Origin of the sequence: Streptomyces sp. NPDC019937, assembly GCF_040631655.1 — a bacterium.
Lineage (GTDB): Bacteria > Actinomycetota > Actinomycetes > Streptomycetales > Streptomycetaceae > Streptomyces.
Genome location: NZ_JBEYAL010000001.1, coordinates 275,701 through 299,132, shown reverse-complemented (window position 1 = coordinate 299,132; position 23,432 = coordinate 275,701). Strand labels below are relative to the sequence as shown.

Here is a 23,432-nt window from a genome sequence, read left to right as displayed (position 1 = left end):
TTCGCGGCCCCCCCCGGGGCCGCGCTCGCCCCGCGCGGGGGCGGCCCCCCCGCCGGGTCCGCCCTGCGCCGGGCGCACCACGACGGGCCGCTGCCCCTGTCGTACGGACAGCGGCGGCTGTGGTTCCTGCACGAGTACGAGCCCGGCGGCACCGAGTACAACTCGCCCCTGGCGCTGCGGCTGACCGGCGAGCTGGACCCCGGGGCGGCCGAGCGCGCGCTGCGGGCGCTGGTGGAGCGCCACGAGGCGCTGCGCACCACCTTCGACGTCGTGGACGGCCAGGGCACCCAGCGGGTGCACGCCCCCGGGCCGGTGCCGGTGCGCCACCTGGACCTGTCCGGGCGCCCGGCGGCCGAGCGCGGCCCGGAGCTGGAGCGGACGCTGCGCGCACACGCGGCCGCCTCCTTCGACCTGCGTCACGGGCCGCTGCTGCGGGTGGCGCTGGTGCGCCTGGCCGAGCGGGAACACGTCCTGCTGCTGGACATGCACCACATCATCACCGACGGCTGGTCCAAGGACGTGCTGGCGCGGGAGTTCTGCGCCCTGTACGAGGAGGTCGCGACGGGCACGCCGGCGGGCCTGGACCCGCTGCCGGTGAGCTACGCGGACTACGCCGTGTGGCAGCGGGCCGAGGAGGAGCGGCGCAGCGGCGCCGGGCCGCGCGAGGATCTGGAGTACTGGCGGCGGCGGCTGGCCGGGGTGAGCCCGCTGGAGCTGCCGACCGACCGTCCCCGTCCGCCCGTCCGCACCTCGGCGGGCGACGAGCACGCCTTCGCCGTGCCCGGCGAACTGGCCGACCGGATCGCCGAGTTGAGCCGGGAGCAGCAGACCACGCTGTTCGGCACGCTGGTGGCGGCGGTGCAGCTGCTGCTGTCCCGCTACGGCCGTCAGTCGGACGTGGCGGTGGGCACGATCGTCTCCGGGCGCGACCGCGTCGAGCTGGAGAACGTGCTGGGCTACTTCGTCAACACCCTCGTCCTGCGCGGCGAGGTCCGTCCGGAGATGACGGTCGCGGAGTTCCTGGCCGCGACCCGGCGCACCGTCCTGGAGGCGCTCACCCACCAGGAGCTGCCCTTCGACCGCCTGGTCGAGGAGCTTCAGCCGGAGCGGGATTCCAGCCGCACCCCGCTGTTCCAGGTGGCGGTGACCCTCAAGCGGGTGCAGACCGTCAGCTCCGCCCGGCTGCGGGCCGAGGAGATCCCCGTCCCCAGGGCCACCGCCATGTTCGACCTGGGCCTGGAGTTCGAGGACCGGGACGGCGCGTTGTCCTGCCGGATGGAGTACAACACCGACCTGTTCGACCGCTCCACCATCGAGCGGATGGCGGAACACCTGCTGGTGCTGCTGGCCGCGATGGCCTCCGGCGCGGAGCGCGCCCTGGGCGGGCTGCCGCTGATGACGGAGGAGGAGCGGCGGCTGGTCACCGAGGAGTGGAGCCACCCCACCGCGTCCCCGGCCGACACCGGCCACCGGAGCGTGCACGCGCTCCTCGCCGAGCAGGCGCGCCGGGCGCCGCGGGCGTCCGCCGTGGTCTGCGCCGACCGGGAGCTGACCTTCGGTGAGCTGCACGCGTGGGCCGACGCGCTGGCCCACCGTCTCGTGGCGTGCGGGGTGCGTCCGGGCACGGTGGTGGCCGTACGGGCCGTGCGCGGCATGGAGATGACCGTGGGGCAGCTCGCCGTCCTCAAGGCGGGAGGCGCCTGTCTGCCGCTGGACCCGGCGCTCCCGGCGGACCGGGCCGCGTACATGCTGCGTGACGCCGGGGTGCCCGTCGTGGTCACCCAGCGGCACCTGGCGGACGGCCCGGTCCCCGAGGGCGGCCGGACGCTGTACGTGGAGGATGCCGAGGGGGAGGCCGTGGACGGCCCGCCCGGCGTGGAAACGGGCCGCCACGACTTGGCGTACGTGTTCTACACCTCGGGTTCCACGGGCCGGCCCAAGGGTGTGCAGATCGAGCACGGCAATGTGCTGAACCTCCTGTGGTGGTACCGCGACTACTACCAGGTGGGCCCGGAGGACCGGGCCTCGCAGCTGGTGGCGCCGGGCTTCGACCCGACCGTGCTGGAGCAGTGGGGCAACCTCGCCGCCGGGGCGAGCCTGTGGTTCGTCCCCGACGCGCAGCTCGACGACCCGTACCTGCTCACCGAGTGGATCGCCGACCACGGCATCACGCTCGCCGTGGTCCCGGCGCCACGGCTGGAATCCGTACTGGACCAGCCCGGTGTCCACAAGGGCCGGCTGCGCCACATGCTCACCGGCGCCGACGTGGTCCGCCGCAGGCTGCCCGCGGACGCCCCCTTCACCCTCGTCAACCACTACGGCCCCACCGAGGCCACGGTGCTGACCACGGCGGCCGTGCTGCGGATGCGCGGTGACGCCTCCGACGACCGGCTGCCGTCGATCGGCACGGCCATCACCGGGACCCGTACGTACGTGCTCGACGAGCGGCGCAACCCGGTGCCGATCGGCGTGCCCGGCGAGCTGTACGTCGGCGGCCGGGGGCTGGCCCGCGGCTATCTGGGCCGACCGGAGCTGACCGCGGAGCGCTTCGTCCCCGACCCCTTCGCCCCGCGGGAGCGGCTGTACCGTACGGGCGACCTCGTCCGGTGGCTGCCCGACGGCGACCTGGACTTCCTGGGGCGGCTGGACAACCAGGTCAAGGTCCGCGGCTACCGCATCGAGCTGGGCGAGGTGGAGAACGCCCTGCTGCGGCTGCCCGGTGTGGCCAAGGCCGCGGTGGTCGCGGACGGGGGCGGCTCCGGGTCCGCGGTGCTGACCGGGTACGTGGTGCCCGACGGCGACGGCGAACCGGACCCGGAGCGCCTGCGCGCACGGCTCGGCGCCGATCTGCCCGAGTACATGGTCCCGTCGCACATCCTGGTGCTGGACACCTTCCCGGAGACCAGCAGCGGCAAGATCGACCGCAACGCCCTGCCGAAGCCCCCGGCCCGGCCGGACGGCCGGCGCGCCTACACCGCGCCCCGCAACGCCGTGGAGAAGGCCCTGGCCCGCATCTGGGAACAGGTCCTGGGCATCGAGCGGATCGGCGTCCTGGACGACCTGGCGGCCCTGGGCGCCAGTTCCGTCCTCACCCTGCAGACCGTCTCCCGTATCCGCGAGGACATCGGCGTCACCGTCTCGGTGCGCGCGGTCTTCACCGCGCGCACCGTCTCCGAACTGGCCGGCGTGGTCCGCGCCCACGCCCGCACACAGCTGCGCCGCCCGGAGCCGGGCGCCACCACGCGCACCAGCGCACGAGGGGAATGACATGAACGACCAGATCTCCGGCGCACCCGGCCCGGACGACTTCGACGACTTGGACGACACCGCCCTCGACGCGCTGCTCGAACAGCGGCTGAACGACCGGGCCGCGGGCGGAGCGGAAGCCGCCATCCAGCCGGTCGACGACGGCGTACCCGCTCCCCTGTCCTTCGGCCAGGAGCGGCTGTGGTTCCTCGACCAGTACGAGTCCGGGGGCATCGAGTACACCTCGTCCGTCGGGCTGCGGCTGACCGGCGAGCTGAACACCGGCGCGCTCGCCGACGCGCTCGGCCGGCTCGTCGCCCGCCACGAGCCGCTGCGCACCACCTTCGCCACCGCCGAGGGCCGGGCGCACCAGGTCGTGCGCCCGGCCACCCCGGTGGACCTGGACACCACGGACCTCGGCGGCCTGCCCGAGGAGGCCCGGCAGGCGCGGGTGGACGCACTGCTGCGGGCCGAGCTGAGCCGCCCCTTCGACCTCGCCGGGGGGCCGCTGCTGCGGGCGGTGCTGCTGCGTCTGGGCGCCGCCCGGCACACGCTGCTGCTCAACATGCACCACATCGCGGCCGACGGCTGGTCCAAGGGTGTGATCGCCCACGAACTGGGCGAGCTGTACGCGGCCGCGCTGGAGGGCCGTGAGCACCGGCTGCCGCCGCTGCCGGTGCGCTACCGCGACTACGCCGTCTGGCAGCGCGAACACCTCACCGACGACCGATGGCAGTCCCAACTGGACTTCTGGAAGCACACGCTGGCCGGGGTGGAGCCGCTGGAGCTGCCCTCCGACCGGCCCCGGCCCGCCGTCCGCACCACCAACGGGGCCCTGGCGGCCTTCAGCGTCCCCGCCGGGGTGACCCGGCGCCTGACCGAGCTGGGGCAGCGGCACGGCGGCACGCTGTTCTCGGTGCTCGTGGCCGCCTCGCAGGTGCTGCTGGCGCGCTACTCCCGCCAGCGGGACGTGGCGGTGGGCACCGTGACCGTCGGCCGGGACCGCAGCGAACTGGAGCCGCTGGTCGGCTTCTTCGTCAACACCCTCGTGGTGCGCTCCGACGTGGACACCGACCTGCCGTTCACCGACTTCCTCGGGCGGGTCACCGACACCGTGTGGGACGCCCTGGCCCACCAGGACATCCCCTTCGACCGGCTGGTGGACGCGCTGCACATCGAGCGGGACCCCGGCCGCACCCCGCTGGTGCAGGCCGCGGTGGTCCTGCAGAACACCCCCGGCGGCGAGATCGGTCTGCCGGGCCTGGAGGTCACCGAGTTCCGCCCGCCGTCGGTGTCCTCGATCTTCGACCTGACGCTGGAGTTCACCGAGACCGCGTCGGGGGAGCTGACCGGCACCGTCGAGTACAACACCGACCTGTTCGACGCCGCCACCATGGCCCGCCTCACCGGCCACCTGGGCGTACTGCTCGAGGGCATCGTGGCCGACCCGCACCGCCCGGTCGGCGGCCTGCCGCTGCTGACCGAGGCCGAACTGCGCACCCTCACCCGCGAATGGGGCCACAACCGCGTCCCCTACCCGGCCGACGCCACCGTGCACGGACTGGTCGCCGACCGGGCCGAGCGCGGACCGGACGCCATCGCGGTCGACGGCGGAACGGACCGGCTCACCTACCGCGAGCTGGACGAGCGCGCCAACCGGCTCGCCCACCACCTCATCGCCCGGGGCGCCGAACCCGGCGGCTACGTCGCGGTCTGCCTGCCGCGCGGCGCCGACTTCTACCTGGCCCTGCTCGCCGTGCTCAAGGCGGGATGCGCCTATGTGCCGCTGGACCAGGACCATCCGGCCGAGCGGCTGGCGTATATCCTGGACGACACCGGGGCGCGGGTGTGCCTGACCGACCGGGAGCACAGCGCCCGGCTGCCCTCCGGCCGGGCCCGTACGATCCTGCTGGACGAGGACGCCGACGCCATCGCCGCCCGCCCGCCGCAGGCCCCCCAGGTGGCCGTCGGGCCGGGCGACGCCGCGTACGTGCTGTACACCTCCGGGTCCACCGGCACACCGAAGGGCGTCGTCGTCGAGCACCGCTCGATCGTCCGCCTGGTCACCGAGGTCGACTACGCGCCACTGCGCGAGGACGACGTGGTGGCCCAGGCCGCGGACGTCACCTTCGACGCCGCCACCTTCGAGATCTGGGGCGCTCTGGCGGCCGGGGCGCGCGTGGTGCCGATGGGACGGGAGACGCTGCTCGACGCGCGGGCGCTGCGGGCGGCCATCGAACGGCTGGGCATCACCACCATGTGGCTGACCGCCGGGGTGTTCGACCAGGTCGCCGCCGTCGACCCGGCCGCGTTCGGCAGCCTGCGCACTCTGCTGTTCGGCGGGGACGCGGTGAACCCGCGCCGGGCCGCGCAGGTCCTGGCGGCCGCGCCGCCGGGGCGCCTGGTCAACGGCTACGGCCCCACCGAGACCACCACCTTCGCCACCTGGCACCACGTCCGCGAGGCCGACGGGACCACCCCGATCCCCATCGGCCGCCCCATCGTCAACACCTCGGCGTACGTCCTCGACGAGAGCCGGGGGCCGGTCCCCGTAGGGGTCCCCGGCGAGCTGTACATCGGCGGCCCCGGCGTGGCCCGCGGCTATCTGGGCCGGCCCGAGCTGACCGAGGAACGCTTCGTCGCCGACCCGTTCGCCGACACCCCGGGCGCCCGGCTGTACCGCACCGGCGATCTGGTGCGGTGGCGGGACGACGGCACCCTGGAGTTCCTGGGCCGCACCGACAACCAGGTCAAGATGCGCGGCTACCGCATCGAACCGGGCGAGATCGAGTCCGTACTCGAACAGCACCCCGAGGTGGCCGCCGCCGCGGTGGTGGCGCGCCGGGACGGCGACCGCAAGCAACTCGTGGGCTACGTACGGCACTCCGGACAGACCCCTCCCGAGCCCGCCGAGCTGCGCGCCTTCACCGAGGCCCGGCTGCCCGGCTATCTGGTGCCGTCCGCCTTCGTGGCGCTCGCCGAGTTCCCCCTCACCGCCAGCGGCAAGCTGGACCGGCGCGCCTTGCCCGCCCCCGCCGCGCGGCACACCCCGGACGCCGACCACGCCGCGCCCCGTGGCGAGGCCGAAGTGGCCCTGGCGAAGGTGTGGTCCGATGTGCTCGGCATCGAGCGCGTGGGCACCCGCGACAACTTCTTCGACCTCGGCGGGGACTCCATCCTCAGCATCCAGGTCGTGGCCAGGGCCCGGCAGGCGGGCTGGGCGCTGACCTCCAAGGACGTCTTCGCCCGGCAGACCGTGGCCGAGCTGGCGCGGGCGGCGGTGCCCGTCACCTCCGCCGCCGACACCGGCCCGGTCACCGGGGAGGCGCCGCTCACCCCCGTACAGCGCTGGTTCTTCGCCCATCACACCCGCGCGCCGCACCACTTCAACCAGTCCATGCTGCTCACCCTCGCCCCGGACACCGGCGAACAGGCGCTGGCGGCGGCGCTGCGCGCGGTGGTCCGGCACCACGACGCGCTGCGGATGCGCTTCAGCGGCCAGGGGGACGACGTCCGCCAGGTCAACCTGCCCGCGGACGAGGACACCCCACTGGAGCGGGTCGATCTGGGCCACCTCGACGACGAGGAGCGGCGGCGCGCCACGGCCGCGCTGGCCGAGCGGGCCCAGGCCGGGCTCGACCTCGACGACGGCCCGCTGCTGCGCGCCCTGCTCTTCACCGGAGCCCCCGGCAGCCCCTCCCAGCTGTTCCTGACCGTCCACCACCTGGTCGTGGACGGGGTGTCGTGGCGGATCCTGCTGGAGGACCTGGAGCGGGCCTGCCGGCAGACGGCGGCGGGCCGTCCGGTGGAGCTGGGCGCCAAGACCACCTCCTTCCGCGACTGGGCCCACCGCCTGGCCGGGCACACCGAGGCCGGTGGCTTCGACGCCGAGCTGGACCACTGGCGGGAGGTGGCCGCCCACCCGGCCGCGCCGCTGCCCGCCGACCGCGACGGCGAGAACACCATGGAGTCGGTGCGCCACGTGAGCGCCGGGCTGGACGCCGAGGCGACGGACGCCCTGCTGCACAAGGTCCCGGCCGTCTACCGCACCCAGGTCAACGACATCCTGCTCACCGCGCTCGGCCAGGCCCTGTGCCGCTGGACCGGCGACGAGCGGGTGGTCGTCGACCTGGAGGGACACGGCCGCGAGGAGATCCTGGACGGGGTCGACGTCTCGCGGACCGTGGGCTGGTTCACCTCGATCTTCCCCGTGCTGCTGACCGTCCCCCATGGGACGGCGGCGGGCGACCTGATCAAAGCGATGAAGGAGAGCCTGCGCGCGGTTCCGCAGCGCGGCATCGGCTACGGCGCCCTGCGGTACCTGGCCGGTGACCGGTCCGCGCTGCCCGAGGGCTCCCCCGCCGTCAGCTTCAACTACCTGGGCCAGTGGCAGGACGACGGCGGCGACGGGCTCTACGCGGCCCGCGCGTTCGACTTCGGCCGCGACCACAGCCCACTGGAGGCGCGCCCGCACCTGCTGGACATCGTCGGCGAAGTACGCGGCGGACGGCTGGAGTTCACCCTCCACTACTCGCGCGACATCCACGACGAGGCGACCGTGCGCGCCCTGGCCGAGAGCCTGGTCGGCGCGGTGCGCGCCCTGATCGACCACTGCCTGTCGCCGGGCACCGGCGGCGCCACCCCGTCCGACTTCCCGCTGGCCGGCCTCGACCAGGCCGCCGTCGACCGGCTGGCCGGGCCCGGCACCCGGGTCGAGGACATCTACCCGCTCACGCCCATGCAGAGCGGCATGCTCTTCCACGCGCTCACCGAGCCGCACGGCGCCTACCTCGACCACGTCTCCTTCCTCCTGGAGGGCGCGGGCGACGCCGACGCGCTGGAGACCGCGTGGCGGCGGGTGGCCGACGCGACCCCGGCGCTGCGCAGCCACCTGGTGTGGGAAGGCGTCGAACGCCCCCTGCAGGTCATACGGCGCGACGCCCGGCCGGGCATCAGCACCCTGGACTGGCGCGGCCACGACGAGGACGAGCGGGCCCGGCTGCTCACCGAGCTGGTGGCCCGGGAGCGCGGTGCGGGCATGGACCTGGCCGCCGGGCCGCTGACCCGGCTGGTGCTGGCGCGGGAGCGGGACGACGCCATACGCGTGGTGTGGACCTTCCACCACATCGTCCTCGACGGCTGGAGCACCTCCGGGATCCTCGCCGACGTCTTCGCCCACTACCGCGCCCTCGCCGACGGGACGGCGGCCGTGCCCGCCCCGGCCCGGCCTCCGTTCCGGGACTACGTCCAGTGGCTGGGCCGCCAGGACGCCGCCCGGGCCGAAGAGTACTGGCGGGGCGCGCTGGCCGGGCTGCACTCGCCCACCCCGCTCCCCTACGACCGCCGCCCCGCCCCGGGACACGAGTCGGAGGCCGCCGAGCGGGTCACCGTGGAGCTGTCGGCGGAGCGGTCCACCGCGCTCACCGAGCACGCCCGCGGCCACCGGCTCACCCTCAACACCGTGGTCCAGGGAGCCTGGGCCCTGCTGCTGTCCCGCTACAGCGGCGAGGAGGACGTGTGCTTCGGCGCCACCGTATCCGGGCGCCCGGCCGACCTGCCGGGGGTGGCGGCGATGGTCGGCAACTTCCTCAACACCCTGCCGGTGCGCACCCGGGTGGCCGAGGACCACAACCTGCTGGCCTGGCTGCGGGGACTGCAGGAGGAGCAGATCGAGGCCCGGCACCACGAGTACGCGCCGCTCCCCCAGGTGCAGGCCGTCTCACAACTCCCGCGCGGGGTACGGCTCTTCGACAGCATCGTGGTCTTCGAGAACTATCCGGGCAACGAGGAGGCGGCGGCCGCGCACGGGCTGGCGGTCACCGGGGTCACCGCGGTGGACACCACCAGCTATCCGCTGGACCTGACCGTCTACCTCGACGGTGACCGGCTGGCCATCCAACTCGCCTACGACCCGGTCCTGTTCGACCGGGCCCGGGTGGCGCGGATGACCGGGCACCTGGAAGCGCTGCTGTGCGGCATGGCCGGTGGCCTCGACCGGCCGCTCGCGGAGCTGACCATGCTCCCCGAGCACGAGCGGGCGCGGTCGCTCGGCGAGTGGAGCGGCCATCCCCTCCCGTTCGACGAGAACACCTGTCTGCACGAGCTGATCAGCCGGCAGGCCCGGCGCACCCCGGACGCCGAGGCGGTGGTCTACGGCACGGCCTCGCTGACCTACGCCGAACTGGACGAGGCCGCCGACCGGCTGGCGCAGGAACTGGCCGCGCGCGGCGTGGGCCCGGACTCGGTGGTCGCCATCTGCGTGGAGCGCGGGCTGCACATGGTCGTGGCCCTGCTGGGGGTGCTCAAGGCCGGTGGCGCCTATCTGCCGCTGGACCCGGCACACCCCGCCGAGCGGATCGCGTACCTGCTGACCGACAGCGCCGCCGAGCTGGTCCTCACCCAGACCGCGGTGGCCGGGCGGCTGCCCGGCGGGGTGCCGGTGCTCCGGCTGGACGAGGAGTGGCCGCGGATCGCCGAGCTGCCCGCGCGGACCCCGGAGTCCGGGGTCACGCCCGGCCACCTGGCCTACGTCATCTACACCTCCGGCTCCACCGGACGGCCCAAGGGCGTCATGGTCGAGCACCGCAGTGTCGTCTTCGCCGCCGCGTCCTGGAGGCAGGTGTACGGGCTGGCGGAGGAGCCGCCCGCCCGGCAGCTCAACGTGGCCAGCATGTCGTTCGACGTGTTCGTCTCCGACCTGGCGCACGCGCTGTGCCACGGCGGCGCCCTGGTCATCGCGCCCTCGGAGGCCACCACCGACCCCGGGCTGCTGCTGGACCTGATGCGCGGGGCCCGCGTGACCCACATGGAGACCGTGCCGTCGCTGGCGGGCGCGGTGGCCGAGGAGGCGGAGCGGCGGGGCACCGGGCTTCCCCCGCTGCGGGTCCTCGCCGTCGGCTCCGACAACTGGCGGACACACGACTGCCGCAGGCTCCTGGCGCAGGCGGCCGAGGGCACCGTGTTCCTCAACTCGTACGGGGTCACCGAGGCCACCGTCGAGTCGTGTGTGTACCCGGTGCGCGCGGACCGGCTGCCGGACGGCGCCGGAGTACCCGTGGGGCAGGCCATTCCCGGCGCGCGCACCTACGTGCTGGACGAGGCGCGGCGGCCGGTCCCGGTGGGCGTCGTGGGCGAGCTGTACCTCGGCGGCCCCGGCGTGGCCCGGGGCTATCTGAACCGGCCCGGGCTGACCGAGGAACGGTTCGTGCCCGACCCGTTCGCCACCGCGCCCGGAGCCCGGCTGTACCGGACGGGCGACCTGGTACGCCGGCGGGCCGACGGTGACATCGAGTTCGCCGGGCGGGCCGACGACCAGGTCAAGATCAGGGGCTTCCGGATCGAACTGGCCGAGGTCGAGGCCGCCATGCGGCGGCATCCGTCGGTGGCCGACGCGGTGGTCGCCGCCCGGCAGGACGACGGAACCCCCGCCCGCCTGATCGGCTATGCCGTGCCCGCGCCGGGGCGGCCGTTCGCCGCCGCGGAGCTGCGCGCCCACCTCAAGGACACGCTGCCGGGGTACATGGTGCCCGCGGCGTTCGTCGAGCTGCCCGGGCTGCCGCTGAACGCCAACGGCAAGGTCGACCGCCGCGCCCTGCCCGCCCCGGACACCGAGGGCCGGCACACCACCGGCCATGTGCCGCCACGCGACCGGATGGAGGAGGCCCTCGCCGAGGTGTGGGCCGATGTCCTGCGCGTCGACCGGGTGGGGGTCGAGGACAACTTCTTCGACCTCGGCGGGGACTCCATCTTGAGCATCCAAGTCGTGACCCGAGCACGGCAGAAGGGGATTACGTTGTCGTCCAAGGACATATTCGCCCACCAGACCATCGCCGAGCTGGCGTTCGCGACGGCCGCCGCCGAGACGGCGGAGCAGGCCGCCGGCACCGGGCGCGCCGAGCCGGTGGTGGGCCGGGCGCCGCTGACGCCGATCCAGCGCACCTTCTTCGGCCGTCACACGGCCGCACCCCACCACTACGACATGTCGGTGCTGGTGGAGCTGGACCGGGCGCCCGACACCGCGGCGCTGCGCCGCGCCCTCGACGCCCTGCTCGACCACCACGACCAGCTGCGGGCCCGCTACACCTCCAGTTACGGACGCTGGCAGCAGGAGGTGACCCCGGCGGGCGCCACCTGGCCGCTGGAGGAGGTGGACCTGTCCGGGCAGGACGCGCCCGAGGAGGCGATGCGGCAGGCAGCGGCGCGCGCCCAGGCCGGGTTCGATCTCGCGGCCGGGCCGCCGGTGGCCGCGCTGCTGTTCCACCTGGGCGACGGCGCCGGCCGGCTCTTCCTGACGGCCCACCACCTCGTCGTCGACGCGGTGTCCTGGCATCTGCTGCTCACCGATCTGGAGACCGCGTACGCGCAGGCGGCCGCCGGGCGGACGGTGGACCTGGGTGAGAAGACCACCTCCTTCCGCGACTGGGCGCTGCGGCTGTCCGAGCACACCGCGGCCGGCGGCTTCGACGCCGAGCTGGACCACTGGGTGGCCACCGGCCGCCGGGCCGAGCCGGACCTGCCGGTCGATCGCCGCGGGGAGGCGACGGTCGCCTCGGCGGACGAGGTACGGGTGACCTTGAGCGTGGAGGACACCCGGGCGCTGCTGCACGACGTCCCCGCCACGTACCGCACGCAGGTCAACGATGTCCTGCTCACGGCGCTGGGCACCGCGCTGGCCGGCTGGACCGGCCGGGAGAGCGTGCTGTTCGACCTGGAGGGCCACGGCCGCGAGGACCTGTTCGACGGCGTCGACACCAGCCGTACCGTCGGCTGGTTCACCAGTGGCTTCCCCGTGGCTCTGACCCCGTCGGGCGAGGACTGGGGCGAGCGGCTGAAGTCGGTCAAGGAGCAGCTGCGCACGGTGCCGCGACGTGGCATCGGCTACGGCGCGCTGCGCCATCTGAGCCCGGCGGGCTCGCCCGCCGAGATCCTCGCCGAGGCTCCGCGCGCCCAGGTGTGCTTCAACTACCTGGGCCAGGCCGATGACGCGGCGTTCGGCGACGGGCTGGTCCGCGGGGTCCGGCTGGGCTTCGGCACGGAGCAAGCGGCCGAGGAGTCGCTCGAATACCTGCTGGACATCGTGGCCCAGGCCCGGGGCGGCCGGCTGGAGATCACGCTGTTCCACTCCTCGGCGGTGCACGACACGGCGACCGTCGAGGGGTTCGGCGAACGGCTCGCGGACGCGCTGCGCGGCATCGTCGAGCACTGCGCGACGGCCGGGCCCGGCGGCGCCACGCCCTCGGACTTCCCGCTGGCGCGGGTGGACCAGCACACGCTGGACCAGCTCACCGAGCACGGCGGCCGCATCGACGACCTCTACCCGCTGACGCCCATGCAGAGCGGGCTGCTGTTCCACAGCCTGGACGAGTCCGGCGACGGCGAGGGCATCTACCTGGGGCATCTGTCGTTCGTCCTGGACGGCGTCGACGACCTGCCGGCCCTGGCCGAGGCGTGGCAGCTGCTGACCGACCGCACGCCGATCCTGCGCACCGCCGTCGTGTGGGAGAACGTGGACGACCCGCTGCAGGTGGTGCACCACGGGGTGCGGATGCCGGTGGAGGTGCTGGACTGGACCGGGCTCGGCGAGTCCGAGCGCGCCGAGCGCTTCGAGAAGCTGCTGGACGAGGAGCGGGCGCGGAGCATGGACCTGACGGTCGCGCCGCTGTCCCGGGTCACCCTGATCGCCGAGACGGACCGCAGCGTCCGCACCGTGTGGACCTCGCACCACGTCCTGCTCGACGGCTGGAGCAGCGCCGATCTGCTGGCCGAGCTGCTGGAGCACTATCTGCGGGTGCGCGGCCTCAAGGAGGGCCCGCTGCCGGCCCGGCGGCCGTTCCGCGACTACGTGGCCTGGCTGGACCGCCAGGACCCGCAGGCCGCCGAGCAGCACTGGCGCCGGGTGCTGGAGGGCCACACCGAGCCGACCCCGCTGCCCGTCGACCACGACCTGCCCGGCACCGAGTGGACCGGCTCGCAGGCCCGGATCTCCTTCCAGCTCCCCCAGGACGTCTCCGACCGGCTCGGCGAGCTGGTCAAGCGCCACCGGCTCACGGTCAACACCCTCGCGCAGGGCGCCTGGGCGCTGCTGCTGTCGCGCTACTCGGGGAACGCGGACGTGTGCTTCGGTTCGGCGGTCTCCGGGCGGCCCGCCGACCTTCCGGGCGTGGAGTCGATCGCGGGCATCTTCATCAACAACATCCCCGTGCGCACCCGCGTCGACGGTGAGCGGCGGCTGCTGGACTGGCTGGCCGACCTGCAGCGGGAGCAGACCGAGGCGCGCAGCTACGAGTTCGTGTCACTGTCGCAGATCCGCGGCTGGGCGCAGGTACCGGCGGGCACCAGCCTGTACGACAGCTACATCGTGGTCGAGAACTATCCGTACGAGGGCGAGATGGGCGCCGAGTACGGGGTGAGCCTGCGCGACCCGCAGGCGCTGGAGTTCACCAACTTCCCCATGGTGCTGGCCGTGTTCCCGGCCGGGCGGCTGGGTCTGCGGCTCGCCTACGACCCGGTGCTGTTCGAGCCGGAGACGGCCGAGCGCGTCATGGCCGAGCTGCGCGCGCTGCTGGAGGAGATCGCCGAGGCCCCGGAGCGCACGGTGGCCCAGCTCGGTGAGCTGAGCACCGAGCACCGGCGCGAGGTGCTCACCGCCCACCAGGGCCCGCGGATCACCTTCGACGACCGTCCCGTGCACCAGCTGTTCGCCGAGCAGGCGGCGCGCACCCCGGAGGCCGTCGCCGTGGTCGGCGAGGACGGCCGGCTCACCTTCGCCGAGCTGGACACGGCCGCCAACCGGCTGGCGCACCACCTGGCCGAGCGGGGCGTCCGCTCCCAGACCCCGGTGGCGGTCCTCCTGGAGCGCGGCACCGACATGATCACGGCGCTGCTGGCGGTGCTCAAGGCCGGCGGCACCTACGTCCCCGTCGACGCGGCGGCGCCCGCCGAGCGGCTGTCGCTGCTCCTGGAGGACACCGCGACACCCGTGGTGGTGACCCACGGCCGGCTGCGCGAGCGGATCCCGCGGGACCGGGCCGTCGTCGTCGCCCTGGACGAGGAGCGCGAGCGGATCGCGGCCCGCCCCGGCACCGCGCCCGGGATCGTGGTCTCCCCCGACGCGGCGGCGTACATCATCCACACCTCCGGTTCGACCGGGCGTCCCAAGGGTGTGGTGGTCGAACACCGCAGTCTGGCCAACCTGTTCGACAGCCATCGGCGCACGGTGTTCGGCCCGGTCCGGGCCACCGCGGACGGCCGGCCGCTGCGGGTGGCGCACCTGGCCCCGGCGTCCTTCGACGCCTCGTGGAACCCGGTGCTGTGGATGGTCGACGGCAACGAGCTGCACATCGTCGACGACCGCACCCGCCGGGACGCCCAGGCCCTGGCCGACCACGTGGCCGACCAGGGCATCGAGTTCCTGCAGACCACGCCGTCGTACCTCCAGCAGCTGGCCGACACCGGGCTGCTGGAGCGTCCCGGGCTGCGGCTGCGCGGCCTGGCGCTGGGCGGCGAACCGGTGGGCCAGGAGCTGTGGGAGCGGCTGCGGGCCCTCCCGGAGCTGATGAGCTTCAACTTCTACGGCCCCACCGAGTGCACGGTGGACACCGTGATGACGCGGCTGGCCGACAGCGACCGCCCGGTGATCGGCCGCCCGGTGCAGAACACCCGGGCCTACGTCCTGGACGAGGCGCTGCGCGTCCTGCCGGTCGGCGCCCCCGGCGAGCTGTGCCTCTCCGGTGCCGGGCTGGCCCGGGAATACCTCGGCCAGCCCGAGCAGACCGCGCGTTCCTTCGTGGCCGCCCCGTTCGGCTCCGGTGAACGCCTCTACCGCACCGGGGACCGGGTGCGCCGGCTGCCCGACGGGACGCTGGAGTACCTGGGCCGCCTGGACCACCAGATCAAGCTGCGCGGCTACCGCATCGAGCCGGGCGAGATCGAGCACGCGCTGACCGGCCACCCGGACATCGCGGAGGCGGTGGTCATGGTGCGGGGCGACGCGGAGGCCCGGCGGCTGGTCGGCTACGTCCGGGTGGCCGAGCCGGACTCCTTCGACGCCACGGCGCTGACCGGCTACCTCGCGAACCGGCTGCCGGACTACATGGTGCCGCCCGCGCTGGTGCCGCTGGCGGAGTTCCCGCTGAACCCCAACGGCAAGGTGGACCGCGAGGCCCTGCCCGTGGAGGGGGCCCCGCGGGCCGCCGACGGCGGGTTCGTGGAGCCGCGGACCGACACCGAGAAGGCGCTCGCCAAGATCTGGGCCGATGTGCTGGAGGTGGACCGGGTCGGCGCCCACGACAACTTCTTCAACCTCGGCGGGCACTCGATCCTCAGCCTCAAGACCCTCTCCCAGATCAAGCGCGCCTTCGGCGTCCGGCCCTCGTTCCGGGAACTGCTCGGCACCCCCACCCTCTCCGGCTTCGCCGAGCTCATCGAAGAGGCGCTGGTACGGGAGCTGGAGCGGGCCGCGGCCGAGGAGACCGCGGCGGACGGCGCCGCCGGCGCGGAACGGAAGGCGTGAGGACATGTCCCCATCACTCGAGGACAGGATCGCCGCACTGCCGGCGCACCTGCGCGAGCAACTGCTGCGCCGCATGGCCGGAGCGTCCGCTCCGGGCGGGGACGGCGGCCCCGCCGAGGACGAGACGGCCACCGAACCGGCCATCGCCACCGTGCCCCGCACCGGGCCGCTGCCGATGTCCTTCTCCCAGCAACGCCTGTGGTTCCTGCACGAGTTGGAGCCCGAGGCGGTCGGCTACAACTCCTGCTTCGGACTGCGGCTGACCGGTGAGCTGGACGCCGGGGCCCTGCGGCGCGCCATCACCGGCGTGATGCGGCGGCACGAGTCCCTGCGCACCACCTTCGACACGGTCGACGGAACGCCGGTGCAGATTCCGCACGACACGTGCGACGTCCCCTTCGAACGCGTCGACCTGAGCGGCTTCGAGGCCCCCGAGCGGTCCGCGGAGCTGGACCGTGCGGTGGCGCGGGACGTGGCCCGGCCGTTCGACCTGCGCACCGGCCCGCTGCTGCGGGTGCTGCTGGTGCGCCTGGCGGAGCGCGAGCACATCCTCGTCCTGACGCTGCACCACATCAATCACGACGGCTGGTCGATGAGCGTCTTCACCCGCGAGTTCGGTGAGCTGTACCGGGCGGAGCGGGAGGGCCGCGAGGCCGCCCTGGCGCCGGTGCCGCTGCAGTACGCCGACTTCGCGGTGTGGCAGCGCGCGCAGCTGTCGCGGGACGCGCTGGCCCGGTCGCTGGAGTACTGGAAGGAGCGGCTGGCCGGCCTGACGCCGCTGGAGCTGCCGACCGACCGCCCCCGGCCGCCGGTGCGCACCTCGGCGGGCGACGTGGAGTCCTTCGACGTGGCGGCCGGCGTGGCGGACGCGCTGCGCGCGGTGTCACAGCGGTGCGGGGCCACCCTGTTCATGACGCTGACCACGGCGGTCCAGGCGCTGCTGGCCCGCTGGACCGGGCAGTCCGACGTCGCCGTCGCCACGCCGGTGGCCGGGCGCAAGCACCCCGGCCTGGAGGAGGTGGTCGGCTTCTTCCTGAACACCCTGGTGCTGCGCGCCCAGGTCGAGCCCGGCCTTACGTTCGCCGAGCTGCTGACGCGGGGCAGCGAGTCCGTCCTCGACGCCTTCGAGCACGAGGACGTGCCCTTCGAGCAGGTCGTGGACGCGGTGCAGCCCCAGCGGGACGCCGGGCGGATGCCCTTGGCGCAGGTCCTGGTCGTCCTGCAGAACGCCCCGGAGGCGCGGCTGGAGCTGAGCGGGCTGAACGTCGAACAGCACCGGCTCCCCCAGGCCAGCACGGGCTTCGACCTCGTCCTCGGCTTCGAGGAGCGGGCCGACGGATCGCTGGGCGTGGACGTGGAGTACAGCGGCGACCTGTTCGAAGCGGCCACGGTGCGGCGGCTGTGCGGACACCTCGTGACCCTGCTCGGCTCGATCGCGGCCACCCCCGACCGGCCCGTCGCGGAGCTGGCGCTGCTGACCGATGACGAGCACCGGCGGCTGACCACCGAGTGGTCGCGCACCCCCGCGCCCGACATCGACGACGTGTGCGTGCACGAACTGGTCGCCCGGCGCGCGGCCGAGCACCCCGGCGCGGTCGCCGTGGAGTGCGGCGGCCAGGCGCTGACGTACGGCGAACTCGACGCCAGGGCGGGCGAGTTGGCGGAGCGGCTGACGGGCCTGGGGGTCACCCCCGGTTCCGTGGTGGGTGTCTGTCTCGACCGTGGCCCGGACCTGGTGGTGGCCACCCTCGCCGCGCTCAAGGCGGGCGCCGCGTTCCTCCCGCTGAACGTGACCTCCCCGCCCGCCCGGCGTGCGCTGATGCTCGAGGAGACCGAGGCGCCGGTGGTGCTGACCCAGCGCTCCCTGCTGGGCGAGTTCGCGGACGCGGCGAGCCGTACGGTCGCCGTGGACGAGCCGTGGCCCGGCAGCGGGACCGGGGACGCCACCGGTGCGCCACGGGTGACGCCGGAGGCGCTGGCGTACGTCATCTACACCTCCGGGTCCACCGGCGTCCCCAAGGGCGTGCTGCTCGGACATCGCGGACTGGTCAACATGGTCACCGCGTGCGCCCGCCGGTTCCGGCTCGGCGTGGGCAGCCGGGTCCTCCAGCTGTCCTCGCTCAGCTTCGACGGCGCCGTATGGGAGACCTTCGTCGCCCTCACCTCCGGCGCCACCCTGTGCCTGCCCGAGAGCGGTGCCGACGCCATCGGCCCCGGGCTGGTCGCGGGCCTGGCCAAGGGCGGCCCGGTGCTGATGAGCCTGCCGCCCGCGGCCCTCGCGGCGCTGGAACCGGCCGACCTCGCCGCCGGCTCGACCGTGCTGGCGGTCGGCGACCGCTGCCCGGTCGAACTGGCCCGCGCCTGGTCGGCCCGGCACCGCTTCGTCAACGGCTACGGGCCCACCGAAGCGACCATCGGCGCCACCTTCTTCGAAGGCGAGATCCCCGCGGACGCGGTCCGGCTGCCCATCGGCAAGCCGATCGCGGGCGTGGAGGTGTACGTCCTGGACGAGGCGCTGCGGCCGGCGCCCGTCGGCGTGACCGGTGAGCTGTACATCGGCGGACGCGGCGTGGCCCAGGGCTACCTCGGCCGCCCCGACCTGACCGATCAGCGCTTCGTACCCCACCCCTTCACCGACGATCCCGCGGCCAGGCTGTACCGCACCGGCGACGTGGGCGCCTGGCTCCCCGGCGGGGACATCGACTTCCGGGGGCGCACCGACGACCAGGTCAAGATCCGGGGATTCAGGATCGAGCTGGGCGAGATCGAGACCGCGCTGGCGCGGGTGCCCGGTGTGGACCAGGCATGTGTCCTGGCGCTGGACCACGGGCGGCGCAAGCAGCTGGTCGGCTATGTGGTGCCCGCCGCGGGCACCGAGGCCGAACCCGGCCGCCTGCGCGACGAACTTGCCGCCGTGCTGCCGGGTTTCATGGTCCCCTCCGCCTTCGCCGTACTGGACCGGCTGCCGCTGACCACACACGGCAAGGTGGACCGGTCCGCCCTCGCCACGGTGCCGGTGACCGCGCGCCAGGAGCATGTGGCGCCGCGCACCGAGACGGAGAAGTCCCTGGCCGGGATCTTCCGCACGGTCCTGGGCGTGGAGCGCGTCGGCATGTACGACGGCTTCTTCGACCTCGGCGGCGACTCCATCCTGTCCACCCAGGTGGTCTCCCGCGCCCGGCGCGCCGGAATGGACCTGACCGTCAAGGAACTGTTCCAGCACAAGACGGTGGCCCAGCTCGCTGCGGTGGTGCGCCCCCTGGACGGCGCCGGGGCGGGCGAGGACGAGCGGCAGGAGACGGGGCCGGTGCCGCTGACCCCGGTGCAGCACTGGTTCTTCGGCACCCACACCGTCAATCCACACCACTTCAACCAGTCCGTCATGCTCGCGCTTTCGCCGGACACCGACGCCACCGCCCTGCGCGCCGCCCTGGAGGCCATCGTCGGCCACCACGACGCGCTGCGGCTGCGCTTCACCCGTGGCGACGGCGGATGGGCGCAGGAGGTCACCGCGTCCGCGGAGGGCCGCTGGCACTTCGCCCGGCTCGACCTGTTCGACCTCCCGGACGGGCAGGCGCGGGACCGCGTCGACGAGGCGGTGCTGGCCTGCCAGACGAGCCTGGACATCACCGACGGGCCGCTGCTGCGCGCCCTGCTGATCGACCCGGGCAAGGGCCGTCCGCCGCAGCTGTTCCTCACGGCGCATCACCTCGCCGTGGACGGTGTCTCCTGGCGCGTCCTGCTCGACGACCTGCGGATCGCCTACGGGCAGCTGGCGGCCGGGAAGCCGGCCGACCTCGGCCCGCGCAGCACCTCCTTCGCGCAGTGGGCGCGGCGGCTGAACGAGTTCACCGCGACGGGCGGCTTCGACGGCGAGGCCGACCACTGGCGGGCCGCCACCGCGCACACCGCCCCGGTTCCCGAGCCGGGCCCGGCGGGGAACGTGCGCACGGTGCGGGGGCAGTTGAGCACCGAGGACACCGACGCCTTGCTGCGCCGCGTTCCGGGTGTGTACCGCGCCCGTATCAACGATGTGCTGCTGGCCGCGCTCGGCCGCGCGCTGACCGCGTGGACCGGCCAGGAGCGCACCCTGATCGACCTGGAGGGCCACGGCCGGGAGGACCTCTTCGAGGGCGTCGACCTGTCCCGTACGGTCGGGTGGTTCACCGCCGCCCACCCGGTGGCGCTGGCCGTCCCGGGCGACGCGCCGATGCCCTCGGCGGTCCGCACGGTCAAGCGGCAGCTGCGCGCCGTACCCCGCAACGGCATCGGCTACGGCGCCCTGCGTCATCTCGGCGCCGACCGGCCCGGCGGCGCGCCGATGGAGCCGGTGCGGCCGCTGGTCGGCTTCAACTACCTGGGGCAGTGGGGGTCCGGCTTCACCGGCAACGAGCTGGTGACGGGCTACCTGCCGCACGGCGGACGGGAACACGAGCCCGCGGAGCGACGGGTGTACCCGCTGGACGTCGTGGGCTCCGTGGAGAACGGGCGGCTGGAGTTCGGCTGCGCCTACTCCCCCGGCCAGTACCCCGAGGAATCCATCACCGCCCTGCTGACCGGGATGCTGGACGGCTTGCGTGAGCTGGTGCGCGAGACCACCTGAGCGCCGCCCTTCCGCCCCGCCTTCGACACCGTTTCAGGAGAGACATGACGCACCGAGCCCAGCCCGCCGCCCCCGCCCGCGAGGCCCGTCGGCGCCGCTACCTGATGTGCCGGCCCACGCACTTCGATGTCACCTACCGCATCAACCCGTGGATGGACCCGGCCAAGCCCGTGGACACCGACCTCGCCATCGCCCAGTGGGAGAAGCTGCGGACGCTCTATCTGGAGCTGGGCCACCGGGTGGAGCTGATCGACCCGCTCCCGGGCTACCCCGACATGGTCTACGCGGCCAACGGCGCCACGGTGATCGACGGCAAGGTCCTGGGCGCCCGCTTCCGCAACACCGAACGGGCCGCCGAGGGACCGGCCTACCTCGCGTGGTTCCGGGACAACGGCTTCGCGGAACTGCTCGACCCCGCGCACGTCAACGAGGGCGAAGGCGACTTCCTGGTCACGGGGAGCCGGGTGCTGGCCGGGACCGGCTTCCGCAGCACGCCCCAGTCGCACGCCGAGGCCGAGGAGTTCTTCGGCCGCCCCGTCGTCAGCCTGGAGCTGATCGACGAGCGCTACTACCACCTGGACACCGCCCTGGCGGTGCTCTCCGACGACGAGGTGATGTACAACCCGGAGGCTTTCTCGCCCGGTAGCCGCGCCGTGCTGGAGCAACTGTTCCCCGGCGCGGTGCTCGCCTCCCCGGAGGACGCGGCGGTGTTCGGGCTCAACGCGGTCAGCGACGGGCGCCACGTGGTGCTGCCCGAGGCGGCCACCGGCTTGGCGCGCCAGTTGCGTGAGCGCGGCTTCGAGCCGATCGGCATGGACTTGAGCGAACTCCTCAAGGGGGGCGGCAGCGTCAAGTGCTGCACCCTCGAGGTCCGCGAGCCCACCGCCTGACCCTCCCCTCCTCTCCTTCACTTCCCGCCCGACCGGAGACCCTTCATGACCCAGCTCAACGCCGCACCCGACGCGGTGACGGCCCTCGCCGACGACCGGGTGGTAACAGCCCCCGTGAGCCCCGAGCCCTTCCTGCTGCGCATCGAGTCCACCGACCCGGGGCTGCGTCTGGACCAGTGGATCGGCGCCCATCACGCGGCCCTCACCGACGCGCTCCGGCGCCACGGCGCCCTGCTCTTCCGCGGCTTCGCGGTCGACAGCCCCGAGGCGTTCGGGAGCGCGGCCCGCGCGTACTCGCCCCATCTGCTGGACTATCTGGAACGGGCCGCGCCGCGCACCGAGATCGTCGACAAGGTCTTCACCTCCACCGAACTGGCCGCCGACCGGTGGATCGCCTTTCACCACGAGATGTCCTACTCCCACAACTGGCCCAGCACGCTGTACTTCTACGGCGACCGCCCCTCCGCGCACGGCGGCGCCACCCCGGTGGCCAGCGAGCGAGCGGTCTTCCCGAAGATCCCCGCCGAGATCCGCGAGCGCTTCCAGCGCCACGGCGTCGCGTACGTGCGCAACTACAACCCCGGACTGGACATCCCCTGGCAGGACGTCTTCCAGACCACGGACCGGGCGGAGGTGGAGGCGTACTGCCGTGCCTCGCACACCGAGTTCACCTGGGTCGGCGAGGACGGGCTGCGCACCCGCTCGGTGCGCCAGGCCGTGGCCCGGCATCCGCACACGGGCGAGACCGTGTGGTTCAACCACGCCCACCTGTGGCACATCTCCACCCTCCCCGACGAGGTGGCGGACTATCTGCTGGACGAATACGGCCCGGAGGGCGTGCCCCGCAACGCGTTCTACGGGGACGGCAGCCCCATCGAGGACGAAGCGGTGGAGCTGATCGGCAACCTCTACCAGGAGGCCGCGGTGTCGCTGCCGTGGCAGCGCGGGGACGTCCTCGTGGTCGACAACTTCCTGGCCACCCACGCCCGCGAGCCGTTCGGCGGCGACCGCCGCATCCTCGTGGCCATGTCCGACCTGTATGTGAACGAAGACCTCTGAGCCGTTCCCGGCGGCCCGTCGGCGGCCGCCGGACAGGGGCCCGTGGTGGCGTTTGCCCCGGCATCCCGTAGGGCACCTGGGGTCGGACGATTCCGTCCGACCCCGCGGCCCGGGAGGTGCCCCGTGAACCAGCACGAACAGCGTCATCCGGTGGAGCAGCATCCACAGCCGGAGTTCCCCCAGCAGGACCAGGCGCACCCCGGTGAGACCGAACCGATGGAGCCCAGGCCCGACCACGGGGAGGACAGCTACGAGGGCCACGGGCTGCTGGAGAACCGGCGCACGGTGATCACCGGGGGTGACTCGGGGATCGGGCGCGCGGTCGCCCTCGCGTTCGCCCGGGAGGGCGCGGATGTGCTCTTCAGCCATCTGCCCGAGGAGGAGAAGGACGCCGAGGAGACCGTGCGTCTCGTGGAGTCCGCCGGGCGCCGGGCGGTGCCGGTCTCCTGTGACATCCGCGAGGAAAGCGCGTGTCAAGGGCTGGTGGACCGGGCGGTCGAGGCCTTCGGCGGGATCGACGTCCTGGTCAACAACGCCGCGTACCAGATGGCCCGGCCCAAGGGGCTGGAGGAGATCCCCACCGAACAGTTCGACCGGGTGATGCGCACCAACCTCTACGCCATGTTCTGGCTGTGCAAGATGGCCCTTCCGCACATCCCGGAAGGCGGCAGCATCATCAACACCACCTCGGTCCAGGCGTACAAGCCCAGCTCCCACCTGCTGGACTACGCCACCACCAAGGGCGCGATCGTCACCTTCACCCAGGGGCTGGCCGGCAACCTCGCCGAGCGCGGTATCCGCGTCAACGCCGTCGCCCCGGGCCCCGTGTGGACCCCGCTGATCCCCGCCACGCTGCCGGACACCTCGGAGTTCGGCGCCCAGAGCCCCCTGAACCGCCCGGCGCAGCCCGCCGAGATGGCCCCCGCCTATGTGTTCCTGGCGTCGCAGCAGGCCGGCTACATCACGGCGGAGATCGTCAATGCCACCGGGGGCACTCCGCTGCCCTAGGGGGTGTTTCGAAAGTCCCGCCTGCCCCGCGACGCCTGGCACGCACGCTCGCTGCGTTGTCGGGATCGTCCGAGTAGGCCCGCCCCCAGACTCCGTCCGGGAGGTGCCCCCGCGA

6 protein-coding genes are annotated in these 23,432 nt (G+C 73.8%); all 6 read left to right on the top strand.

Features of this window, described 5'->3' with window-relative positions; all coding sequences use genetic code 11:
• Positions 1–3,267: amino acid adenylation domain-containing protein (locus ABZ562_RS01175; protein WP_361472169.1), on the top strand; the 3,267-nt coding region annotated here is incomplete at its 5' end.
• Position 3,268: 1 nt separating this feature from the next.
• Positions 3,269–15,757, top strand: a complete 12,489-nt coding sequence (locus ABZ562_RS01170) for an amino acid adenylation domain-containing protein (protein WP_361472166.1) — start codon at positions 3,269–3,271, stop codon at positions 15,755–15,757.
• A 4-nt stretch (positions 15,758–15,761) separates the two neighbouring features.
• Positions 15,762–20,360 carry an amino acid adenylation domain-containing protein gene (locus ABZ562_RS01165; protein ID WP_361472163.1) on the top strand — a complete coding sequence of 1,533 codons (4,599 nt, stop codon included), beginning with the start codon at positions 15,762–15,764 and terminating at the stop codon, positions 20,358–20,360.
• 44 nt (positions 20,361–20,404) lie between these two features.
• Positions 20,405–21,250, top strand: a complete 846-nt coding sequence (ddaH, locus tag ABZ562_RS01160) for a dimethylargininase (protein ID WP_361472161.1) — start codon at positions 20,405–20,407, stop codon at positions 21,248–21,250.
• Between the two features lie 45 nt (positions 21,251–21,295).
• Positions 21,296–22,309 (top strand): TauD/TfdA family dioxygenase, encoded by a 1,014-nt coding sequence (locus ABZ562_RS01155; RefSeq protein ID WP_361472158.1) that lies wholly within the window; start codon positions 21,296–21,298, stop codon positions 22,307–22,309.
• A gap of 123 nt (positions 22,310–22,432) precedes the next feature.
• Positions 22,433–23,317 (top strand): SDR family oxidoreductase, encoded by an 885-nt coding sequence (locus ABZ562_RS01150; protein WP_361472155.1) that lies wholly within the window; start codon positions 22,433–22,435, stop codon positions 23,315–23,317.
• Positions 23,318–23,432 lie beyond the last annotated feature (115 nt).